Below are 17,837 nucleotides of genomic sequence, written 5' to 3' on the forward strand. Positions count from 1 at the left end.
GTCCTCCCAAAATACCCAGTTCGATACTAATTCATCGAATTTTGCAGTTGTACTCTATCACTGGCTGTTGAACTGAAGGGAATTTGTTAGGTTTTTTTAACTTATGCTGGACTTGTAGGGGAAAATATGGAGAATTACCCAGAAGTCCAGCGGTAGGTCTGTTGGTTTGAGGGGACGGAGAGGGGACGGAGGAAAGTTTAGGTTTCTTCGGACTCTTCGATAATGGAACTTCTGTCTAAAATCAATAGGTTTCTGAGTTGGTCGGTATCCATTTCGGTGAGCCAGTCTTCGCCGGAACTAACTACTTGTTCGGCTAAGGCTTGTTTACTTTCTATGAGGTCATGGATTTTTTCTTCTAAGGTTCCGGTACAGACAAATTTATGCACTTGTACATTGCGAGTTTGACCAATCCGAAATACCCTATCGGTGGCTTGATTTTCTACGGCTGGGTTCCACCAACGGTCAAAGTGAAATACATGGTTAGCGCGGGTTAGGTTTAAACCGACTCCCCCAGCTTTGAGAGATAAAATCATCACCGGAGGTCCCTGGGGGTCCTGTTGAAAGCGATCGACCATTTGTTCTCGCTGAAGTTTCCGACTTCCCCCATATAAAAACAGGATTTCTCGATTTAACTTGGCTTCTAAATAGGGTTTTAAGAGTTTACCCCATTCGGCGAATTGGGTGAAAATCAAAGCGCGATCGCCTTCTGATATTAACTCCTCTAACATTTCATTTAAACGCTGCAACTTCCCAGAATAGCTAGGGTTTAGGGTTGGCGATTCTTTCTTAGCTTTGGTTTTCGCACCTAATAATAAGGGATGATTACAAACCTGCTTTAATTTTACCAATAATCCTAAAATCATCCCGCGTCTTTGTATCCCGGTAGAAGATTCAATTTCTGAGAGTGATTCATCTACCAACTTTTGATATAAACTAGCCTGTTCTTTGGACAGAGGACAAAATACGTTATTTTCTTGCTTTTCGGGTAAATCTTGAATAATATCTTTATCGGTTTTGAGGCGACGCAGAATAAAAGGTTGTACGAGCGATCGCAAAATTTGCAATGATTCAGTATCCCCATACTTTTCAATGGGAATAGCAAAGCGACGCTGAAAAAATGGTCGTTGTCCTAGATAACCAGGATTCAAAAACTCCAAAATTGACCATAACTCAGATAACCGATTTTCTACGGGAGTTCCAGTTAAAGCAATTTTAAAATCCGCCTCTAAGGTCTTGACTGTTTTCGATTGTTTGGCTTCGGGATTTTTAATATTTTGCGCTTCATCTAAAACCACACCCTGCCATTTTACTGATTGTAATTCGGACTGGTCTCGATAGGTCAAAGCATAGCTAGTAATTACCAAGTTTTTGCCTTTAATAGCCGGGGGAAAAGCCTTTCCTTTGGCTCGTTTATCTCCATGATGAACCAAGGTTTTTAAACAGGGTCCAAACCTCTTAACTTCCCGTTCCCAGTTCCCTAAAACGGAGGTAGGACAAACCAATAAAACTGGATTTATCAGATTTTCTTGTAGCTGTAAATGTAGCAAAAAAGCAATCAATTCTATGGTTTTTCCCAACCCCATATCATCAGCCAAACAAGCACCCAGACCCCATTCTTGCAGAAAATTCAACCAACCCGCACCTCGGGCTTGATAAGGTCTTAACTCTCCCTTAAAAGTGGGGGGAGTAGCGATCGCATCAATGGTACGATTATCAGTTAAAGCGGTTAACAAGTCCGCCAACTTCCCTCCAGCTTCAAAATCAACGACAGGGAGTCGTTCAATAGTTTGAGTATCTCCAGTAGATAAACGCAAAGCATCTTCCAGAGAAAGATTCATCTGTTCTTTCCGACTCGCAAAAAAAGCCTGAGCGGCTTTAATGTCTCGTTCTCGCAACTCGACCCATTCACCGTTAACCTCAACTAGCGGACTATTTTTTGCCACCAAACGGTCAAATTCTGCCTTAGATAAACTTTGACCACCTATGGCTAACTCCCACTTAAAATTTAACAGACTTTTTAAACCCATTTTCCCAGAAGTTTTACCCCTAGGAGCATTGGCTTTAATCCGCAAACCCAAACGACTCGCCCAACCTTCACGATTACTTAATCCTGGTGGTAAAATGACCCCCAAGCCACTATCATTAAATCGCCAAGCTACACGAGTAATAAACTCATAAACCTGACCAGATTCGAGCCAGCAGCCCTGGGGACTAGCTTCTGACAAACTCTTCTCCATCAGCGGATATAATTTACAAGCTAATCCTAAACCAGCCAGGAGAGTTTCTTGGGGATAACGAATCGTCCTTTCCCGATAAATAAAAGCCTCAACTGGGTGTTCCCAAATAGTCGCCGCCTCAACGACAAAATCAGGGTCATCAATAGCCTGTAAACCATATTCTAAACGCCAGTCTTTAGTTTTTCCCTGGGGAGGTTGCAGACTAAAACTCGCCCTAAATAGGGTTTGTTCGACCAAAGACTGTTGGAGGGGAAACATCCAATTCTCTAAGCTGGTCTGGAGGGTATCTATTTCCTCCGTATCAGCTTCTATGTAGCCGCCAGCATCATCGGCTAAACCATGCAACCACATTCTAACCACAGGGGTGAGAATGGCTACATTAGTTAAGGCTTTGCGTTCGACTTCTTGGGCAATAGGACGCACCTGGCAATCAATGATTGCCCCTAAAGCCCCTAATATCAAATCCTCAGCACTTCCGGGCAAAAATAGGGCAGAAAAGATAGATGAGCCCTTCTGTGGCTGTAGGGGCGATAAACCGTACATTCGACAAACGGTCGGCATTAAGCCAGCAAATTTTAACAGGCGGGCGCGATCTGTGGCACTATCAAGAATGGGCTGCCATTGGGCGATCGCTTTTGAGTCACTGGCGCTAATCACAGGTAAAAATTTACGCCTAGCCAGAAGGTCTAAACTCCAGCGGTTTACATGAGACCAAAACCGGACATCCTCTCCTAACCAGTCTAAATCTATCGCACCTAAAGGTAAGGACTCGAACAGGTCAAAAGCATCACTGGGGTTCAGCCGATACCCGGTAACTAACCAAGGATACAGGTAGATATCTGCGGCTTCTGCGGCTTCTGTGGCGGCGGAATGAATGGGGGTAAGATGACCAGTATGGCTGTCAATATGGGTGGGAAGGGGGATCGCTTCTGTGATAGTCTCGGGAGAGAGTTTAGATAAGGCTATATCTTGCCCGAGAGACCATTGGGAGAGTTCCTCCTCGGTCATAGCGAAACTATAGGGCGCTATTTCCGACGGGTTGTCCTGTTGTGCGCCACCCCCCCGCCAAGTTTCCCCCCAAATGAAGACATAACTATCGTCCGGGTTAATCCGCCAAGTTCCATGTAAAATAGCCATATTGCCCCCCAGTATCTACTAGCAACCGGTTAAATTCTAAGCGATCGCGTGCTATGGTCGCTCTGTTCTTCAGAATTAGCCCAATTTCGAGAAATATTAGCTCTGGTTCAAACTTTCCAGAAGTGATATACAATAGGTGTCAACATCCGAGAGCTTAATTTAATCGCAGATTAGTTGAACCAATTAGGGCGATGCGCTACCATACCAAGTATGGTGCGAGACCTTCGGGTATGAAATAGAGCTGAAATGGGCGAAATAACTACCCGGTGAGGACTTCAACCCCTTGGTTGATTGGGTCGCATCCCTGACCATCCCATAACACAGCCTGATTTTTTGGCCCACCTTCGAGACTTCCAATATGGTTGCCAAGGTGAAGCGTCTAATCAGGTCTAAGACTGCCCGACCCATGCTGACATGGGCGCATTATCGATTCAAACTAACCCTGAGACATCAAGGGGAAATAACTGAACAGTTGTAGATGTGACCGAAGAATACACCAGCAAAACCTGTACTCACTGTGGTCATGTCCATTCCTAGCTAGGTGGCTCAAAAGTGTTCCGATGTCCGGAGTGCGGGTTCACTCTACCACGGGACTGGGACGGTGCTTTTGGAATCTTTCTAAAAGCTTTGCGGGATACCGCCTCTGTTACCTTAACGGGTAATAGTGCTATCGTCGCATTGTCCGGGAACAACCGGAAAAATGTCGCGTAAATGTATCAGTCCCTTGATATCTCTTGATGTAAACATCAGATGATCACAAACAGTCTGGCTTACAGCTAGGCTAATTACTGATTGACTGATTAAACCCCTCCCACGCTCGATGTGTCAACTGTGCCAACATAGCTGAAAATGTATCTTTAAAGGTGGCAGCAGCGATCGGTACTGAAAAATAAAAAATAGGCAGGAAAAATTTTCAGCCTGGGGTATGACTCCCCCATAATGGGGCGGGGAGATCTTTAACCCATTGCGATCGCATCTACAAAAACTGGATAGGCGGATACCTGGGATGGTTCCCCTGTTTTTGCTTAGGTGGGTGTCAAGATGGTGAGAATTTGTGATAGCAGGAAGGAAGAGAAAATAGATGCAAGAAATTGATAAGTCGATATCCTTTGATGGACGGGATATTAGACTCAAGATTGGATTACTAGCGCCGCAGGCGGGGGGAGCCCTGTTAGTAGAATCAGGAGATACATCAGTTCTGGTAACAGCAACTCGTGCAGAAGGAAGACCGGGAATTGATTTCCTGCCCCTATTAGTAGATTATGAGGAAAGACTTTATGCTGGTGGTCGTATCCCCGGCGGATTTCTACGGAGAGAGGGTCGCCCCCCAGATCGCGTTACTCTCACCAGTCGCTTGATTGACCGCCCCCTACGTCCTCTCATTCCCGGTTGGATTAGAGATGATATTCAAATAGTTGCCACTACTTTGTCTATGGATGAGCAAGTACCACCGGATGTTCTGGCGGTAACAGGTGCTTCTGTGGCTGTGTTGTTGGCGCGAATTCCTTTTTATGGACCTATGGCGGCGGTGCGTGTGGGATTAGTGGGAGATGATTTCATTATTAATCCTACCTACAAGGAAATTAGAAACGGTGACCTCGATTTGGTGGTGGCTGGGTCGCCCCAAGGTGTGGTCATGGTGGAGGCGGGGGCTAATGAATTGCCAGAACATGATGTGATTGAGGCGATCGATTTCGGTTATGAGGCGGTCATGGATTTGATTAAAGCCCAAACTGAAATTATGCAGGAATTGGGGATTGAGAACCCGATCGAAGAACCGCCACCAGAAGATCCGACTTTGATAGAATTTATCCAAGAACGGGTTACAGAACCAGTTAAAAAGGTTCTGGGTCAGTTTGAGTTGACCAAAGATGAACGGGATGCTGCTCTTGATGTGATCAAAGAAGAGCAAATTGTCAGTGCGATCGCACTAATGCCAGAAGATGACCCCATTAGCTTGTTCAATACCGAAAATCCTAAAGCCGTGGGGATGATCTTTAAAGACATCACCAAAAAACTCATGCGACAGCAAATCCTCTCCGAGGGAGTGCGGGTTGATGGTCGCAATTTAGACCAGGTGCGTCCGGTGTCCTGTCGGGTGGGATTATTACCAAAACGAGTCCATGGTAGTGGTTTATTTAATCGCGGTCTAACTCAGGTCCTCTCTATTGCTACTCTGGGGACCCCCGGAGATGCTCAAGATCTTGATGACCTCCACCCCCAAGATGAAAAACGCTATATGCACCACTACAATTTCCCTCCCTATTCTGTGGGGGAAACAAGACCTATGCGATCGCCAGGACGTAGAGAAATTGGTCACGGTGCTTTGGCGGAAAGGGCTTTATTGCCTGTGCTACCATCAAAAGAGCAGTTCCCCTATGTGATTCGGATTGTCTCTGAGGTGCTATCCTCTAATGGGTCTACTTCTATGGGGTCCGTTTGTGGGTCCACTCTGGCTTTGATGGATGCTGGGGTTCCCATTGTCAAGCCTGTGAGTGGCGCGGCGATGGGTTTGATTAAAGAAGGGTCGGAAGTTCGTATCCTCACAGATATTCAAGGGATTGAAGACTTTTTGGGAGATATGGATTTTAAAGTCGCAGGTACCGATAGTGGTATCACCGCCCTACAAATGGACATGAAGATTACTGGCTTGTCCTTGGATGTAGTCGCAGATGCGATCGCCAAAGCTAAACCCGCGCGGCTGCATATCCTCGAGAAAATGCTGGAAGTCCTACCCAAACCTCGTCCTGACCTGTCTCCCTTCGCACCTCGCCTGCTGACATTGAAAATTGATCCAGACTTAATCGGTCTGGTCATTGGTCCGGGAGGTAAAACCATTAAAGGAATTACCGAAGAAACAGGCGTTAAAATTGACATCGACGATGATGGCACTGTTACCATTGCCTCTACAGACAGCGAAAACGCCGCCCGCGCTTACCAAATTGTTCAGGGTATGACCCGCAAGCTAAACGCCGGAGATGTCTATGTAGGGAAAGTTACCAGGATTATTCCTATTGGTGCTTTTGTGGAAGTTCTACCTGGAAAGGAAGGCATGATTCACATTTCTCAATTAGCAGAATACCGAGTCCCCAAAGTTGAGGATGAGGTGGCTGTTGGAGATGAGGTCATCGTGAAAGTCCGCGAAATTGACCCCAAAGGTCGGATTAACTTAACCCGCCTAAAAATACACCCCGACGAAGCCGCCGCCGCCAAGGCTGCTGCTAGTAGTGGCACTGTGCAATAGTTGACCTAATTGCCCTCTCCACAAGCGTTTCCCCGCAGTAGGGGCGAAAATTGTTCGCCCCTACAATTGTTTATTAATCATCCTCGGAATCTGTGAGGGTTAATTTTACACTATATATGCGCCCACATTTTCCCATGATAATATTGTAGGTCAAGTCTCATCAGATGTCAATAGTCAATCTGGTAATTAACCACAGAGAAGGGTGAGGGGAATAGGGGAGTTATTTGTCCATGATGGACTATTCCCATATCCCCAGTTTTTCTAGTTAAAATTCCGACTCAAAAGCCCCAATATCAATGGTATCGTTGACAATGCGAGGGAATCCGAGACCCCGGCTGTCGAACTCTCCGGGATTAACAAAACCACCAGCAAAGGTATTATTCCCGGCATTAATTGCTGGTGAATTTTCCAAAAGAGCAATAGTTGGGATGAGTCCTCCATTATTAGCCAGGGGAGAGATGAGAGCATCCACAGGGTCATCTGCGCTGCCGATTATATCACCATTTACCCCATCAGTTAAGCCAGAGGCATCACTGCCATCTCCAATCAAATTACCCCCACCACTGTTAAAGGCAAATTCAGGAGCCGCTGCGGCATCAGGACCGAAGGGAGCGGTATTATTAGTAATCAAAGTATTTTGGAGACTAGCACTACCACCAATGTTGCGGACACCGCCACCACTGGCGATCGCTGTATTATCAACAATGGTACTGTTGGTCAAAGTCAGATCAGCAACAGAGTTAAAAATCCCGCCGCCGATTTGAGCCGAGTTATTAGCAATAGTGCTGTTGGTAACATTAACCTCTCCATCAATAATAATGATGCCACCACCATTAACAGCCTGATTATCAGCAATAGTGGAATCGATAACATTCAGAATTCCCGAATTAGCGATCGCCCCTCCATTATTAGCCGCATTGCCTTCAATCAGACTGCGGATAATAGTAACATTCGCATCAGTAGAGACAATAGTGATCGCACCGCCGCGACTACCAGAAGTAGTGCTTACAGAAACGTCTAGGTCAGTTCCAGGTGCCAAACCATTAGCCAACCTTAACCCATCAAAAGTCATCGTCCCCGTATTGACCCTAAACAGGCGAAACTCATCAGTCAAATCCGGATCACGCTGAATCGTCAAATTATTGGCTCCCGGACCGTCAAAATAAATATCTCCATTGAGAGTTGGTAATGCACCCACCAGATTAATTGTTCCTGATTCTGCCTCATCAAGAAAAGTAATTTTTTGTGTGCCACCCAAATTCACAGCATTGATAACCGCCTGTCGCAAAGACCCTTCAATACTGTCAAAATAGGCTTCTTCAGTCGTATCAAGACTATCAGTTAACTGCCTGACCCCAGTACCATTAGCTAGAATAGTTAACGTCCCCTGGTTATCATTTGAGTCAACAATATAAAAATCAGATTCGGCCAAGCGGAAAGTCAAAGACTCATCAGCCTCCGCGTGGTCATCATCAAGCGGCACCAACTCCAGTTCAATTCTACTTTCACCATCAGGAATCGTCACCTGTGCCGTTTCCCCGTCTGTGGGAATCACTTGACCATCAATTTCGAGTTGATAATCTTCCAAAGAAATCCGATTTCCTTCCAGATCCAAAGTTATCTCAAGATCCCCAAAATTATCAGGTTCGCGACTAATCCTCAAGACCGCATTACTAGAGCGAGTGATAGTCGGAGGGTCTTGTTCCCAATCCAGACTAGACTGCACAGCATCGGGAGTAAGCACCTGTAGGGAAACTGTGGCGATATCATCATCGAGAATCGTCAAAACCGTACTAGGATTGATAGTGCCAGCCTGACCTAGGATTTGCTCCTCTCCGTCCACAATCGCCACAAAATTATCATCTAAGTCTAGTTGCAGTGTTCGGTCAGGCTGCACCAGGGTATTACCCAGAATTTCAATAGGAACCCGGGCTTGTGTTTCTCCCTGAGCAAACTGAATTGGTATCACACTACCAACAAAGTCATCTCCTTCAGTGGCTGTAATTCCAGTTAAAACCACATCCACAGAAGAGGGAGAACTCAGATCCCCGGACCGCAACAATTCCACCACCATGGTGGTATTTCGCTCATCCCCCTCTTCCACCTGATATTCAGACTGACCAAAATCATAAGTTGGGGGTGAGTCATTATCGAGAATCAATAAAGTAGCCGTAGGATGAGTGACACCTGCGCGTCCCCTCGGTTCAAAATCCTCAAAAGATAAGATAATCGACTCGGTGGGTTCAGCTATTTCGTCATCAACAATTTCCAGGGGAACCCTAGCGACTTCTTGACCCGGCGCAAACTCCAACCGCACCTCAGTCTCGACAATATCAACTCCCGGCGTAGCTGGATTTTCCGGACCCGGTTGCAAAACCACAGTTACAGATGATGCATTGCTGGCATTACCACCGCGCACCACCACGACAGTCTCAGTTACACCATCATCTTCCGAGACCTCAAAAATACTGCGACTGAAATCATAGGTGGGGATATCATCATCGTCGATAATAATTAATTCAGCGGTGGGGTTCTCCTCGCCTACCAGTTCCCCTTCTGCGGGAACCAAACTTAACCGGAGATTTCGATTAGGTTCAGTCACCAAATTACCCAAAATGGTGATGGGAACAGTTTGGGAAATCTGATCAGGTTGGAAATTAATAGTTATCTCCTCTGGCTCAAAATCTATTCCCGGAACAGCAGTAATACCACTTAACTCAACGGTGACTGAAGATGCTTCCCTAATTCTGCCAATTCTTTCAACAGTCACAACTTCTGTGACGTTGGTATCGGAACCCTCTAGGGTGGTGAACAAACTCTGACTGAACTCATAGCTAAATGGTCCGTCATCATCCAAAATCACTAGGGTAGCCTCGGGGTTCTGGCGGCCTGGTTGTCCCCCCTCAATTTCCCCGGCTGTACTCTCAATAAAGAAGTTGGTAAAGGATAAATTGGCGGTTCTGGTGGGGTCTGGTTCGGTATTGGGAATTAGTTCAATTTGAACGGTGGCGCTGGTTTGTCCCGCGTCGAACATGACTGGGGTGGGATCGGGAGTGGGCTCAAAATCTCGACCAGGTTCAGCAGTAATGGGTGTAATTGCCACATCGACTCGTGAGGGTGCCTCGGTGGCGAAAGAACGCTCAATGGTGACTTCCACAAATTCAGGATTATTAGGATCATCTCCCTCAACACCTATAAAACGACTGTCGCTGAAGTCATATAAAGGGGGACTGGGGGGTGGGTCATCATCTATAATAGTGCCAGTGGCCGTATTCCCTCCGATTTCGGCGATATACAAAAATCCTGAGTCGTCTAAAACGACTTCTATGGTTCTGTCTAGCTGAAAAATATCATTAGCAATGGGGGTGATCAAAAATTGGGTGGTAGTAGCGTTTTGGTCAAATATTGCGGTTCCGCGATCGCCATCAAATCTAACGGCTCCGCTAACTGTGTAGTCTTCCCCTAAAATAGCAGTCCCACCTACGGAAAAATCTACGGCCAAAGGCACTCCCAAAGAATCTGGTGTGCGGGTTAATGTATAAACTAAACTGTTGCCACTATCTTCTTCTACGGCTTCCGGTTCAATAGTGAGGCTCACCTGAGAAGTTGATGGCAGATTTAGCGCCGGTAACTCTGGAATGGGTGTCGGCGTCGGTTCTGGGGGCGGGGGCGGTACTGGTGCGGGTTCATCATCTTGGATGTTAATGATCAACTCATTCCTTTGGCCAATACTGGCTCCCCCAGAGGGATCGGCTAGGGTTAAGGTAACTGGTCTCGGTCCGTCAGGGGTATCGTTATCGACTATAGAAACGGTAAATTCTTTGAAGGTTTCAAAGGGTTCAAAAATTACGGGAATTTCTGCGATCACGTCAGCGGTGCTATCACCAGCTACTACTAGAGTTGCTCCTACTCTATCAAGAGGAGATCCGGTTCTGGTGATGGGGATTTGCAATAATGACTGATTTTCGTCAGCGTTGACGCTATCTTCCCAAAATTCCAAGACTGAGGTAATGCTGGTGATGGATTTGGTAAAGTTGCCACTGTTGAGAATGGTGCTATCTGTGGCTTCTAGTAGCACTAATCTCTCTCTGGTTTGGCGATCGCGAATTAGGGTATCATTCCCCTGCTGTGCAATTTCTAGATCGGCAAATTCCAGACCATTAGCTAAAGCAATTAGGTCAAACCCCGGTCTAAAGTCTGTAATTACATCGGTCTGACCGCCATTGAACCCTACACCAATTACAAATAAATCTGACCCCGCGCCCCCGGTTAAGGTGTTAAAACCACTACCTGTGTAGAGAATATCATTACCGCGATCGCCAAATAGCAGATCATCTCCCTCCCCCCCTATCAGCGTGTCAGACCCCTGACCGCCATAAATAGTGTCGTTTCCTGACCCGCCAACTATAGAGTCATTCCCCGCATTTCCCAGGATGAAATTGTTTCCTTCCCCCCCATAGATAACATCATCCCCTAACTCACCGAATAGGGTATCGTTACCTGGTCCGCCGAACAAATAATCATCCCCCTGTCCACCAAATAGCAAGTTATTGCCTTCACCGGCGAACAGCGTATCATTCCCTTGAAACCCCAAAAGGGTATCGTCCCCTGCTAGACCTTGAATTTCATCATCTTCTGAGGTTCCCAACAGTAAATCCGGGTCTGGAGTGCCAATAATAATGTTTACCATCTTAACGATACCTTTCCTTATAAGTCCTTTTTGCTAACTTGATCAAGTCAGCGCACAATATCACTTGGATTATGGATCATTGCATAATCCACATAATTCCGGATCTAACTAAGCAACTTAGCTATTCTATGCTGCTGTTGCTGTGAGGGTCTCTTGAATTGATTTAAGTTTACCCATAATTTTTTGAATATCAACAATACCAGAGTTTTTGTTTTCTGTTTTCGAGGGGAAGTCCCCAGACTTAACCGTGGGTAACTTCAGATCCTCTGGTCTTGAACATCCGGGATTAGGGTAGATGGGTACAGGGACACAGGGGCGGTCAATGTAACGGTTTGTCACAGAAGCCCATCATAAAGATTAAATATCATTACAAGGTTAGTCAAGTTTGTACATAAGCATGATACTCTCTATGAGTGATTACGAACACCTTAGATTGAGAGACGAGAAACACTTTGAATTTAGATATGGATAGATACCCAGCTTGTTCCCTTCGTCAAGATGTTAGCGAGTATGTGGCTGATCTCCAGCTACACATGACACTACAGGCTCGTAACCTCATCCCTACTTTAACTAAAACCAAAGAAAATGATAGTCGGGAGGAGATGCTTCAGCAAACTCAGGCTTATTTTGAAAAAATAGCTTCTCGTCAGGCTAGTTAACAGCACAACGGTTACACTCAAATAAATGCAGCCCGAAAAACTCGAGTTATCTACTTCTCGACCTCGGGCTTTTTTCGTTTTTCGTTAATAAACAGCCCAACCGCAACGCCGTCTTACCTCAGTTTTTGACCTGGACGAGCCAGGTGGGCACCACTGCCGAGCTTCAAGTTTCCGGGTACAATGCCCGGTATACTGCCACTCGATTCTAAGGGGTTCCCTTGTTTTTAGAGTTATAGATCAAAAAAACATTTTGGCAGTCACCAACGTCACAGCCGGACCTTGTTGCCATTATAGCGCTTTCTCAAAAATTGTCTAGGGGTTAACAATGGATCATGCAAATCCCTCTCTCTCCCCAGAGGGCTGGCCCGTCAATCTGCTCGCCCCCAGGCCAGCAACTCGCGATCTGGGATGGTGCGCTAGAAGGGAGATAGAGAGGGGGTTGACTTTTGCCCCTGGCTTTGCTATTATATTAAATGATGGATACATTTTAACAAACTAAAAATAGCAAAGTTTCAATTATATAAAAGTATGATATCATGAGTTCCGGTGGCTGTCAATTCTAGGGGCGGCTTGGCGTGAACAATTTTTTAAAATTGCTTAAAAAATCAACAAAGACATCAGAGGATAAATCAACATTTGTAAACAAAATACACAAATTTTGTCTGGTACAGATAAAATAAATATTAAGAGATTATTAGCAGTAGCTTTTATCGTCAGAGGTGCAGCAAATTAAGGCATCTGAATCAGTCGAAACTCAACTAAGCGATCGCCGGAGACTGTTTCAGAACTTGTGTGATGAAAAAGGAGATCCTCAACATGAAAGAAACAGAAATCCTAGAGCGATATCTTAGGGGAGAAAGAGATTTTCGTGGAATCGATTTAACCGCAGCCAACTTGATTGGTGCTAAATTAATCGCGGCTAACCTGTCGGGTTCTAATTTAAAAGAAGCATCCTTAGCTCGCGCTTACCTGGAACGATGCTTTATGTTAGAAGCCAACCTGAATGGGGCTTTTTTGTATGGTACTAACCTTAATTATGCGAAACTGCGAGATAGCTGCTTAATTGAAGCTGATTTAACTAAAGCAGACTTGAGCGGCGCGCAACTTCATAAAGCTAACTTAAGGGGAGCAAAACTCAGCGGCGCGGTGATGTCTTGGGTGACACTTTATCGCGCTAATTTACCGGGTGTGAATCTCTGTGGCGCTAATCTTAATGGGATTAATTTGCGATCGGCTAACTTAGAAAAAGCTAACCTAAATTGGGCTAATTTGACGGGAGCGCGACTGAGTGGGGCTAACTTGCGAGGAGCGCAATTAAACGGGGTTAAACTTGAAAAAGCCTTTCTGAATGGCTTAACTTTAGAAGCGATCGACTTTAGTAGTTTAGAACTGAGTGAAATTAAACTCAGTGGCGCTAAAATGGCAGGTGCTAACCTACAGGGGACTAATCTCAAAGATTCCCAAATGCGGTTTATTCGCTTGGATGAAGCTAACCTACAACAGGCTAACCTACAAGGTAGTAATATTCGCGGGGGTCAGTTTATTAAGGCTAATTTGATGAAGGCTGACTTGCAAGAATGCGACTTGAGAAATGCGGATTTGAGCAATACTAACCTGAATTTGGCTAACCTGCGAGGTGCTGACCTCACGGGGGCTAACCTTCGGGGTGCTTACCTTTGGGGTGCTAATTTGGATGGTGCTAACCTTGAAAATGCTGACCTGCGCGATGCTAGTTTCCGCGATGCTACCCTCAATGGCGCTATCCTAAATGGTGCTATCCTAACTGGTGCAATTATGCCAGATGGTCGCATTAGATAATGGAACTCCCCCCTCTCCCAGGGGGGTTGCTTTTTGATTTTGCCTGTGCTACCCCGGAAAGGGTGGGGCGGGTTTATTAATATCCGGGTGGGGGCGGAGAATTGACAGCCGGAGAGGGCGGGTTTATTAAGATAGTCGTAGGGATGGAAAATTGACAGCAGAACCCGCCCCTACAATTAATAATTAATAATTAATAATTAATAATTATTACCCTCGTAGCGTCAGAGGGATAACCTATCGGGTCAACGGCAAATTTTATTCATCTGATGCAGAATATCGTGGTCAAGAAACCGGGTTTTTCCCCAGAGGTCAAGAAACCGGGTTTCTGAATGATTAATTATCGGTGGTGGGGCGGGTTTATTAGTATCCGGGTAGGGATGGAAAATTGACAGCAGAACCCGCCCCTACAATTAATAATTAATAATTAATAATTAATAATTATTACCCTCGTAGCGTCAGAGGGATAACCTATCGGGTCAACGGCAAATTTTATTCATCTGATGCAGAATATCGTGGTCAAGAAACCGGGTTTTTCCCCAGAGGTCAAGAAACCGGGTTTCTGAATGATTAATTATCGGTGGTGGGGCGGGTTTATTAGTATCCGGGTAGGGATGGAAAATTGACAGCAGAACCCGCCCCTACAATTAATAATTAATAATTAATAATTAATAATTATTACCCTCGTAGCGTCAGAGGGATAACCTATCGGGTCAACGGCAAATTTTATTCATCTGATGCAGAATATCGTGGTCAAGAAACCGGGTTTTTCCCCAGAGGTCAAGAAACCGGGTTTCTGAATGATTAATTATCGGTGGTGGGGCGGGTTTATTAGTATCCGGGTAGGGATGGAAAATTGACAGCAGAACCCGCCCCTACAATTAATAATTAATAATTAATAATTAATAATTATTACCCTCGTAGCGTCAGAGGGATAACCTATCGGGTCAACGGCAAATTTTATTCATCTGATGCAGAATATCGTGGTCAAGAAACCGGGTTTTTCCCCAGAGGTCAAGAAACCGGGTTTCTGAATGATTAATTATCGGTGGTGGGGCGGGTTTATTAGTATCCGGGTAGGGATGGAAAATTGACAGCAGAACCCGCCCCTACAATTTTATATGGTAATTATGGGAAAAACAAAAAAGTTACAAAACTAACTATCATCTAGGATGGTGTCAAGATTATATCATTAGTTCCGGTGGCTGTCAAGGATTGAGGCGGATTCTGGTGAGGCAATTTTTTAAAATTGATTAAACAATCAACCTATGATAGTGGTCAGACCTGGAAAAACTGTGCAGGTGATAGTATAACAGAGAGAAAGCCAGTCGCCTTTGAAGGCTTGCCGTGAGTTGGTCGAAGGGGGCGGAGCTTGAAACCCATGATTTTGGGTAAGTGATGAGTAGGGTTGTCTGGCAATGGCTTCTAACTTGTAGTGTTAAGACATACCAGGTTAACAGTACCGCTCATAATAAAGCTCGGCGTTAAATTGTCGATAGGAGGGCAGCCGTGCCGACGAGCCAAGACCAAAAAATAATCGCTATCTTTATGGAAGAGGCGGGAGAACGCCTCGAAGAACTTAGTACGGGGTTGAAGGATCTGCCAAAAATTATGGCTGACTCCGATCGCGAACCGATGATTACTATGTACAGAGCGGCGCACTCGATTAAGGGAGCCTCGGCTATGTTAACGCAACAGATGCCGAGTTTAGCCAGTATTAATAAGGTCTCTAAACGACTTGAAGATTGTTTTAAGTCGGTTAAAGACACTCCCATAAAAGCTGATAGCAAGGTTGTTACACTGTCAAACAAGTGTTATGAGGTACTAAAGAACCTGATTGAAAGGGCACAAAGTCCGTCGGGTTTATCAGTGGAAATGGGGGAAAAAATTGCTAAGGCTGCCCTTCCGGTGTATGATATGCTGGAGAAGCATCTAGCGGATTTGATGAGTGGCAAGGCAACACCTGCGGTGGCGGCGGCTTCGTCTGGGGGAAGTAAACCGGTACCGTCAGCGCTGGCTAAGGTGACGGCGGTTCTGAAACCGATGTTGCAGGGTTTGAGCAAACCGGAATCTCCGGCGCTACGGAAACAAATAGCGGGGCTGTGTGGTCATTTGCTGAAAATTGCACCAGGAGTGGAACCTTGGCAAAATTTAGTGAAAACTACCCATGGCGCGATCGCTAATCCCAAGGCTCCTTTCCCGGTTCTGAAAAATACGGTAATTAAGGAACTTCAGCAGGCGGCGAAACTCCTGGAAGCGGGAAAAGCTGATGCTATAGCGCCTAGTGATGCTCTAGTTAAACTGGGAAGTAGCCAAGGGAGAGTCCCGGCGACTGCTAAGGAAATTACGATACCAGCAGATCCGAAGGAAGTGGTGAAGGTGTTACTGAAGACTTTTAACAAAAAAGAACTTCAGGCGATCACTCAATTGTTGATCAAGCACATCAAATCCTGATTGAGATTCTAAGTGGAATTATCCAAGCGATCGCTGATGGCGACTTCAACCTGTCGAGGTAAATCAGCGATCGCCCCAGAAACTCTTTCCTGTAACTCATTTAACTGTTGCTGTTGAAGGGCTCCCCACTGGGGTAGTTGATTGATAAACTGCTGTAAATCGACAATGACATGGGTTAAATTCTCGACCTGTTCTAACTCAGGTCGCTGCTGAAACTTTCGCACAACCAATTCCAACTCTCCCTGAATAGCATCGATCGCCTGTTCGAGGGCATTTTGGCGCTCTAAAATATTCTGGAGAGTCCCATTAAGGGTAGTTAAATTATCGGTCAGCGCCGCCATGTCTAAATTAGCGGTAGATTTGAGGGTGTTGATATTAGCAGAAACAGCATTAGCCTGAGCAATATGATTTAACTGTTCGATCGCCTGAGTGTTCAAGTCAACGTTAGCTTTGACATTGAAAGTAAGCGATCGCAGATATTGCTTTAACAGATAGCGGTTAACTAGACCAATAGCTATAAAAATCAAGAGAGGAATGCCGCCATATAATAGCGATCGGCCGGTGAAAGTGGCGACAGTTCCCACCACAGTGACCGCCAAACCGACATATTCAGCTATTTCTAGTAGATTACGGTAATGCAACATTCTGTTAATTGAGACTATTACTTGGCAAAATCATCCGAGCTAAATTCAAATATATTAACACCCCCAAGACATCAACGGCGGTGGTAATAGACGGCGCAGACATCAAAGCCGGGTCTAATTTGAGCGACCGGAACAAAAAAGGCAAAGCGGAACCGGCCACAGAAGCCAACAGGGAAATGGCCAATAAACTAATACCAACTGCGATCGCCACTGCTATTTGACCGGGGACAATAAATACACTAGCCCATATAGTCGCCAAGGTCCCCAAAATGACACCCAGTACAGCACCGGCGATCGCCTCCCGCCGAATTACCTGGAAAGATCCCAAAGACCAAATTTCATCAGTATTCATCCCCCGAATTACGACGGTGGAAGACTGAGCGCCGACATTTCCCCCAGTTCCGGTCAATAGGGGAATAAAAAAGGATAAGGCTACCACGTCTTGGAGAATCTCTCTCTGGGTCTTGAGAATAGAGGCGGTAATACTATTGGTCACTAACAAGACTAACAGCCAGACGACCCGGCGGCGGGCTACGGTGAGTAAACTGATCTGAAAATAGTTATCTCCGTCCGCCTGTAAGCCACCCAAGGCGTAGATATCTTTGGTGGTTTCCTTCTCGAGGATATCCAAGATATCATCAACGGTAATAATTCCGACGAGTCGCTTTTCACGTAAAACTCCTGGGAGGGTTGGAAGCTCCGTGATTTATCGCGGAGAGGAAAACCGACTCAAGCGGCTGACCGCCGCCAGCACCCCCTTGCGGGGTGGAGGGGTATGGTTGCCCCTCCATGGAGCTATGGTTGGCTCCGACTCCCTTGCGGGGTAATGTTTGCTTCGCCAATGTTCAGAGTCGGTACTATCCAAATCGCACGTCCTTAACCCCTTAGAGATGTTTAACGATTCGGTTCTAGGGCCTGGAACTAGCACGCATTCCAGGGTAGGAACTTTAACTCTTG

The 17,837-nt window shown here is 45.7% G+C and carries 8 protein-coding genes, 1 other RNA gene and 2 pseudogenes; 6 read left to right on the forward strand and 5 right to left on the reverse strand.

Annotated elements, in window-relative coordinates:
• Window positions 1-197: 197 nt before the first annotated feature.
• Window positions 198-3,374: a sll1366 family intein-prone helicase gene (locus tag XZ46_RS22265; protein ID WP_008054092.1), complete on the reverse strand. Its 3,177-nt coding sequence runs from the start codon at window positions 3,372-3,374 to the stop codon at window positions 198-200.
• 319 nt (window positions 3,375-3,693) lie between these two features.
• Here XZ46_RS22265 and XZ46_RS34725 point away from each other — a divergent pair.
• Both XZ46_RS34725 and XZ46_RS22270 read left to right on the forward strand, forming a co-directional pair.
• Window positions 3,694-4,085, forward strand: a pseudogene (locus tag XZ46_RS34725) (zinc ribbon domain-containing protein); the annotation flags it as partial.
• A 370-nt stretch (window positions 4,086-4,455) separates the two neighbouring features.
• Window positions 4,456-6,618, forward strand: a complete 2,163-nt coding sequence (locus XZ46_RS22270) for a polyribonucleotide nucleotidyltransferase (RefSeq protein ID WP_008054097.1) — start codon at window positions 4,456-4,458, stop codon at window positions 6,616-6,618.
• 265 nt (window positions 6,619-6,883) lie between these two features.
• Here XZ46_RS22270 and XZ46_RS22275 read toward each other — a convergent pair whose 3' ends face one another.
• Window positions 6,884-11,308 carry a Calx-beta domain-containing protein gene (locus XZ46_RS22275; RefSeq protein ID WP_048895247.1) on the reverse strand — a complete coding sequence of 1,475 codons (4,425 nt, stop codon included), beginning with the start codon at window positions 11,306-11,308 and terminating at the stop codon, window positions 6,884-6,886.
• A gap of 464 nt (window positions 11,309-11,772) precedes the next feature.
• Here XZ46_RS22275 and XZ46_RS22285 point away from each other — a divergent pair, with 464 nt between their 5' ends.
• Window positions 11,773-11,967 carry a hypothetical protein gene (locus XZ46_RS22285; protein WP_006669505.1) on the forward strand — a complete coding sequence of 65 codons (195 nt, stop codon included), beginning with the start codon at window positions 11,773-11,775 and terminating at the stop codon, window positions 11,965-11,967.
• A 93-nt stretch (window positions 11,968-12,060) separates the two neighbouring features.
• Here XZ46_RS22285 and ssrS read toward each other — a convergent pair.
• Window positions 12,061-12,245: non-coding RNA, 6S RNA (gene ssrS, locus XZ46_RS30795), on the reverse strand.
• A gap of 538 nt (window positions 12,246-12,783) precedes the next feature.
• Here ssrS and XZ46_RS22290 point away from each other — a divergent pair.
• Window positions 12,784-13,785, forward strand: a complete 1,002-nt coding sequence (locus XZ46_RS22290; protein WP_006623595.1) for a pentapeptide repeat-containing protein — start codon at window positions 12,784-12,786, stop codon at window positions 13,783-13,785.
• 1,506 nt (window positions 13,786-15,291) lie between these two features.
• Window positions 15,292-16,236, forward strand: coding sequence for an Hpt domain-containing protein (locus tag XZ46_RS22295; RefSeq protein ID WP_006623594.1), 945 nt, complete (start codon window positions 15,292-15,294; stop codon window positions 16,234-16,236).
• Window positions 16,237-16,244: 8 nt separating this feature from the next.
• On the opposite strand, the gene XZ46_RS22300 is transcribed toward XZ46_RS22295, so the two are convergent.
• Together XZ46_RS22300 and mgtE are read right to left on the reverse strand one after the other, a co-directional pair.
• A complete protein-coding gene (locus XZ46_RS22300) occupies window positions 16,245-16,880 on the reverse strand; it encodes a hypothetical protein (RefSeq protein ID WP_006623593.1) in 636 nt (211 codons plus the stop codon).
• A 4-nt stretch (window positions 16,881-16,884) separates the two neighbouring features.
• Window positions 16,885-17,568, reverse strand: a pseudogene (gene mgtE / locus XZ46_RS22305) (magnesium transporter); the annotation flags it as partial.
• Here mgtE and XZ46_RS38460 point away from each other — a divergent pair.
• A complete protein-coding gene (locus XZ46_RS38460) occupies window positions 17,528-17,707 on the forward strand; it encodes a hypothetical protein (RefSeq protein ID WP_423789599.1) in 180 nt (59 codons plus the stop codon). The pseudogene mgtE and the gene XZ46_RS38460 sit on opposite strands and share 41 nt — an antisense overlap.
• The last annotated feature ends 130 nt before the right edge of the window (window positions 17,708-17,837 follow it).

Origin of the sequence: Limnospira indica PCC 8005 (assembly GCF_000973065.1) — a bacterium.
Classification (GTDB): Bacteria; Cyanobacteriota; Cyanobacteriia; order Cyanobacteriales; family Microcoleaceae; genus Limnospira; species Limnospira fusiformis.

Excerpts from the sequence above, each read along its gene's own strand:
- XZ46_RS22265 (WP_008054092.1), bottom strand. The coding sequence starts at position 3,374 with ATGGCTATTTTACATGGAACTTGGCGGATTAACCCGGACGATAGTTAT.
- XZ46_RS22270 (WP_008054097.1), top strand. The coding sequence starts at position 4,456 with ATGCAAGAAATTGATAAGTCGATATCCTTTGATGGACGGGATATTAGA.
- XZ46_RS22275 (WP_048895247.1), bottom strand. The coding sequence starts at position 11,308 with ATGGTAAACATTATTATTGGCACTCCAGACCCGGATTTACTGTTGGGA.
- XZ46_RS22285 (WP_006669505.1), top strand. The coding sequence starts at position 11,773 with ATGGATAGATACCCAGCTTGTTCCCTTCGTCAAGATGTTAGCGAGTAT.
- XZ46_RS22290 (WP_006623595.1), top strand. The coding sequence starts at position 12,784 with ATGAAAGAAACAGAAATCCTAGAGCGATATCTTAGGGGAGAAAGAGAT.
- XZ46_RS22300 (WP_006623593.1), bottom strand. The coding sequence starts at position 16,880 with ATGTTGCATTACCGTAATCTACTAGAAATAGCTGAATATGTCGGTTTG.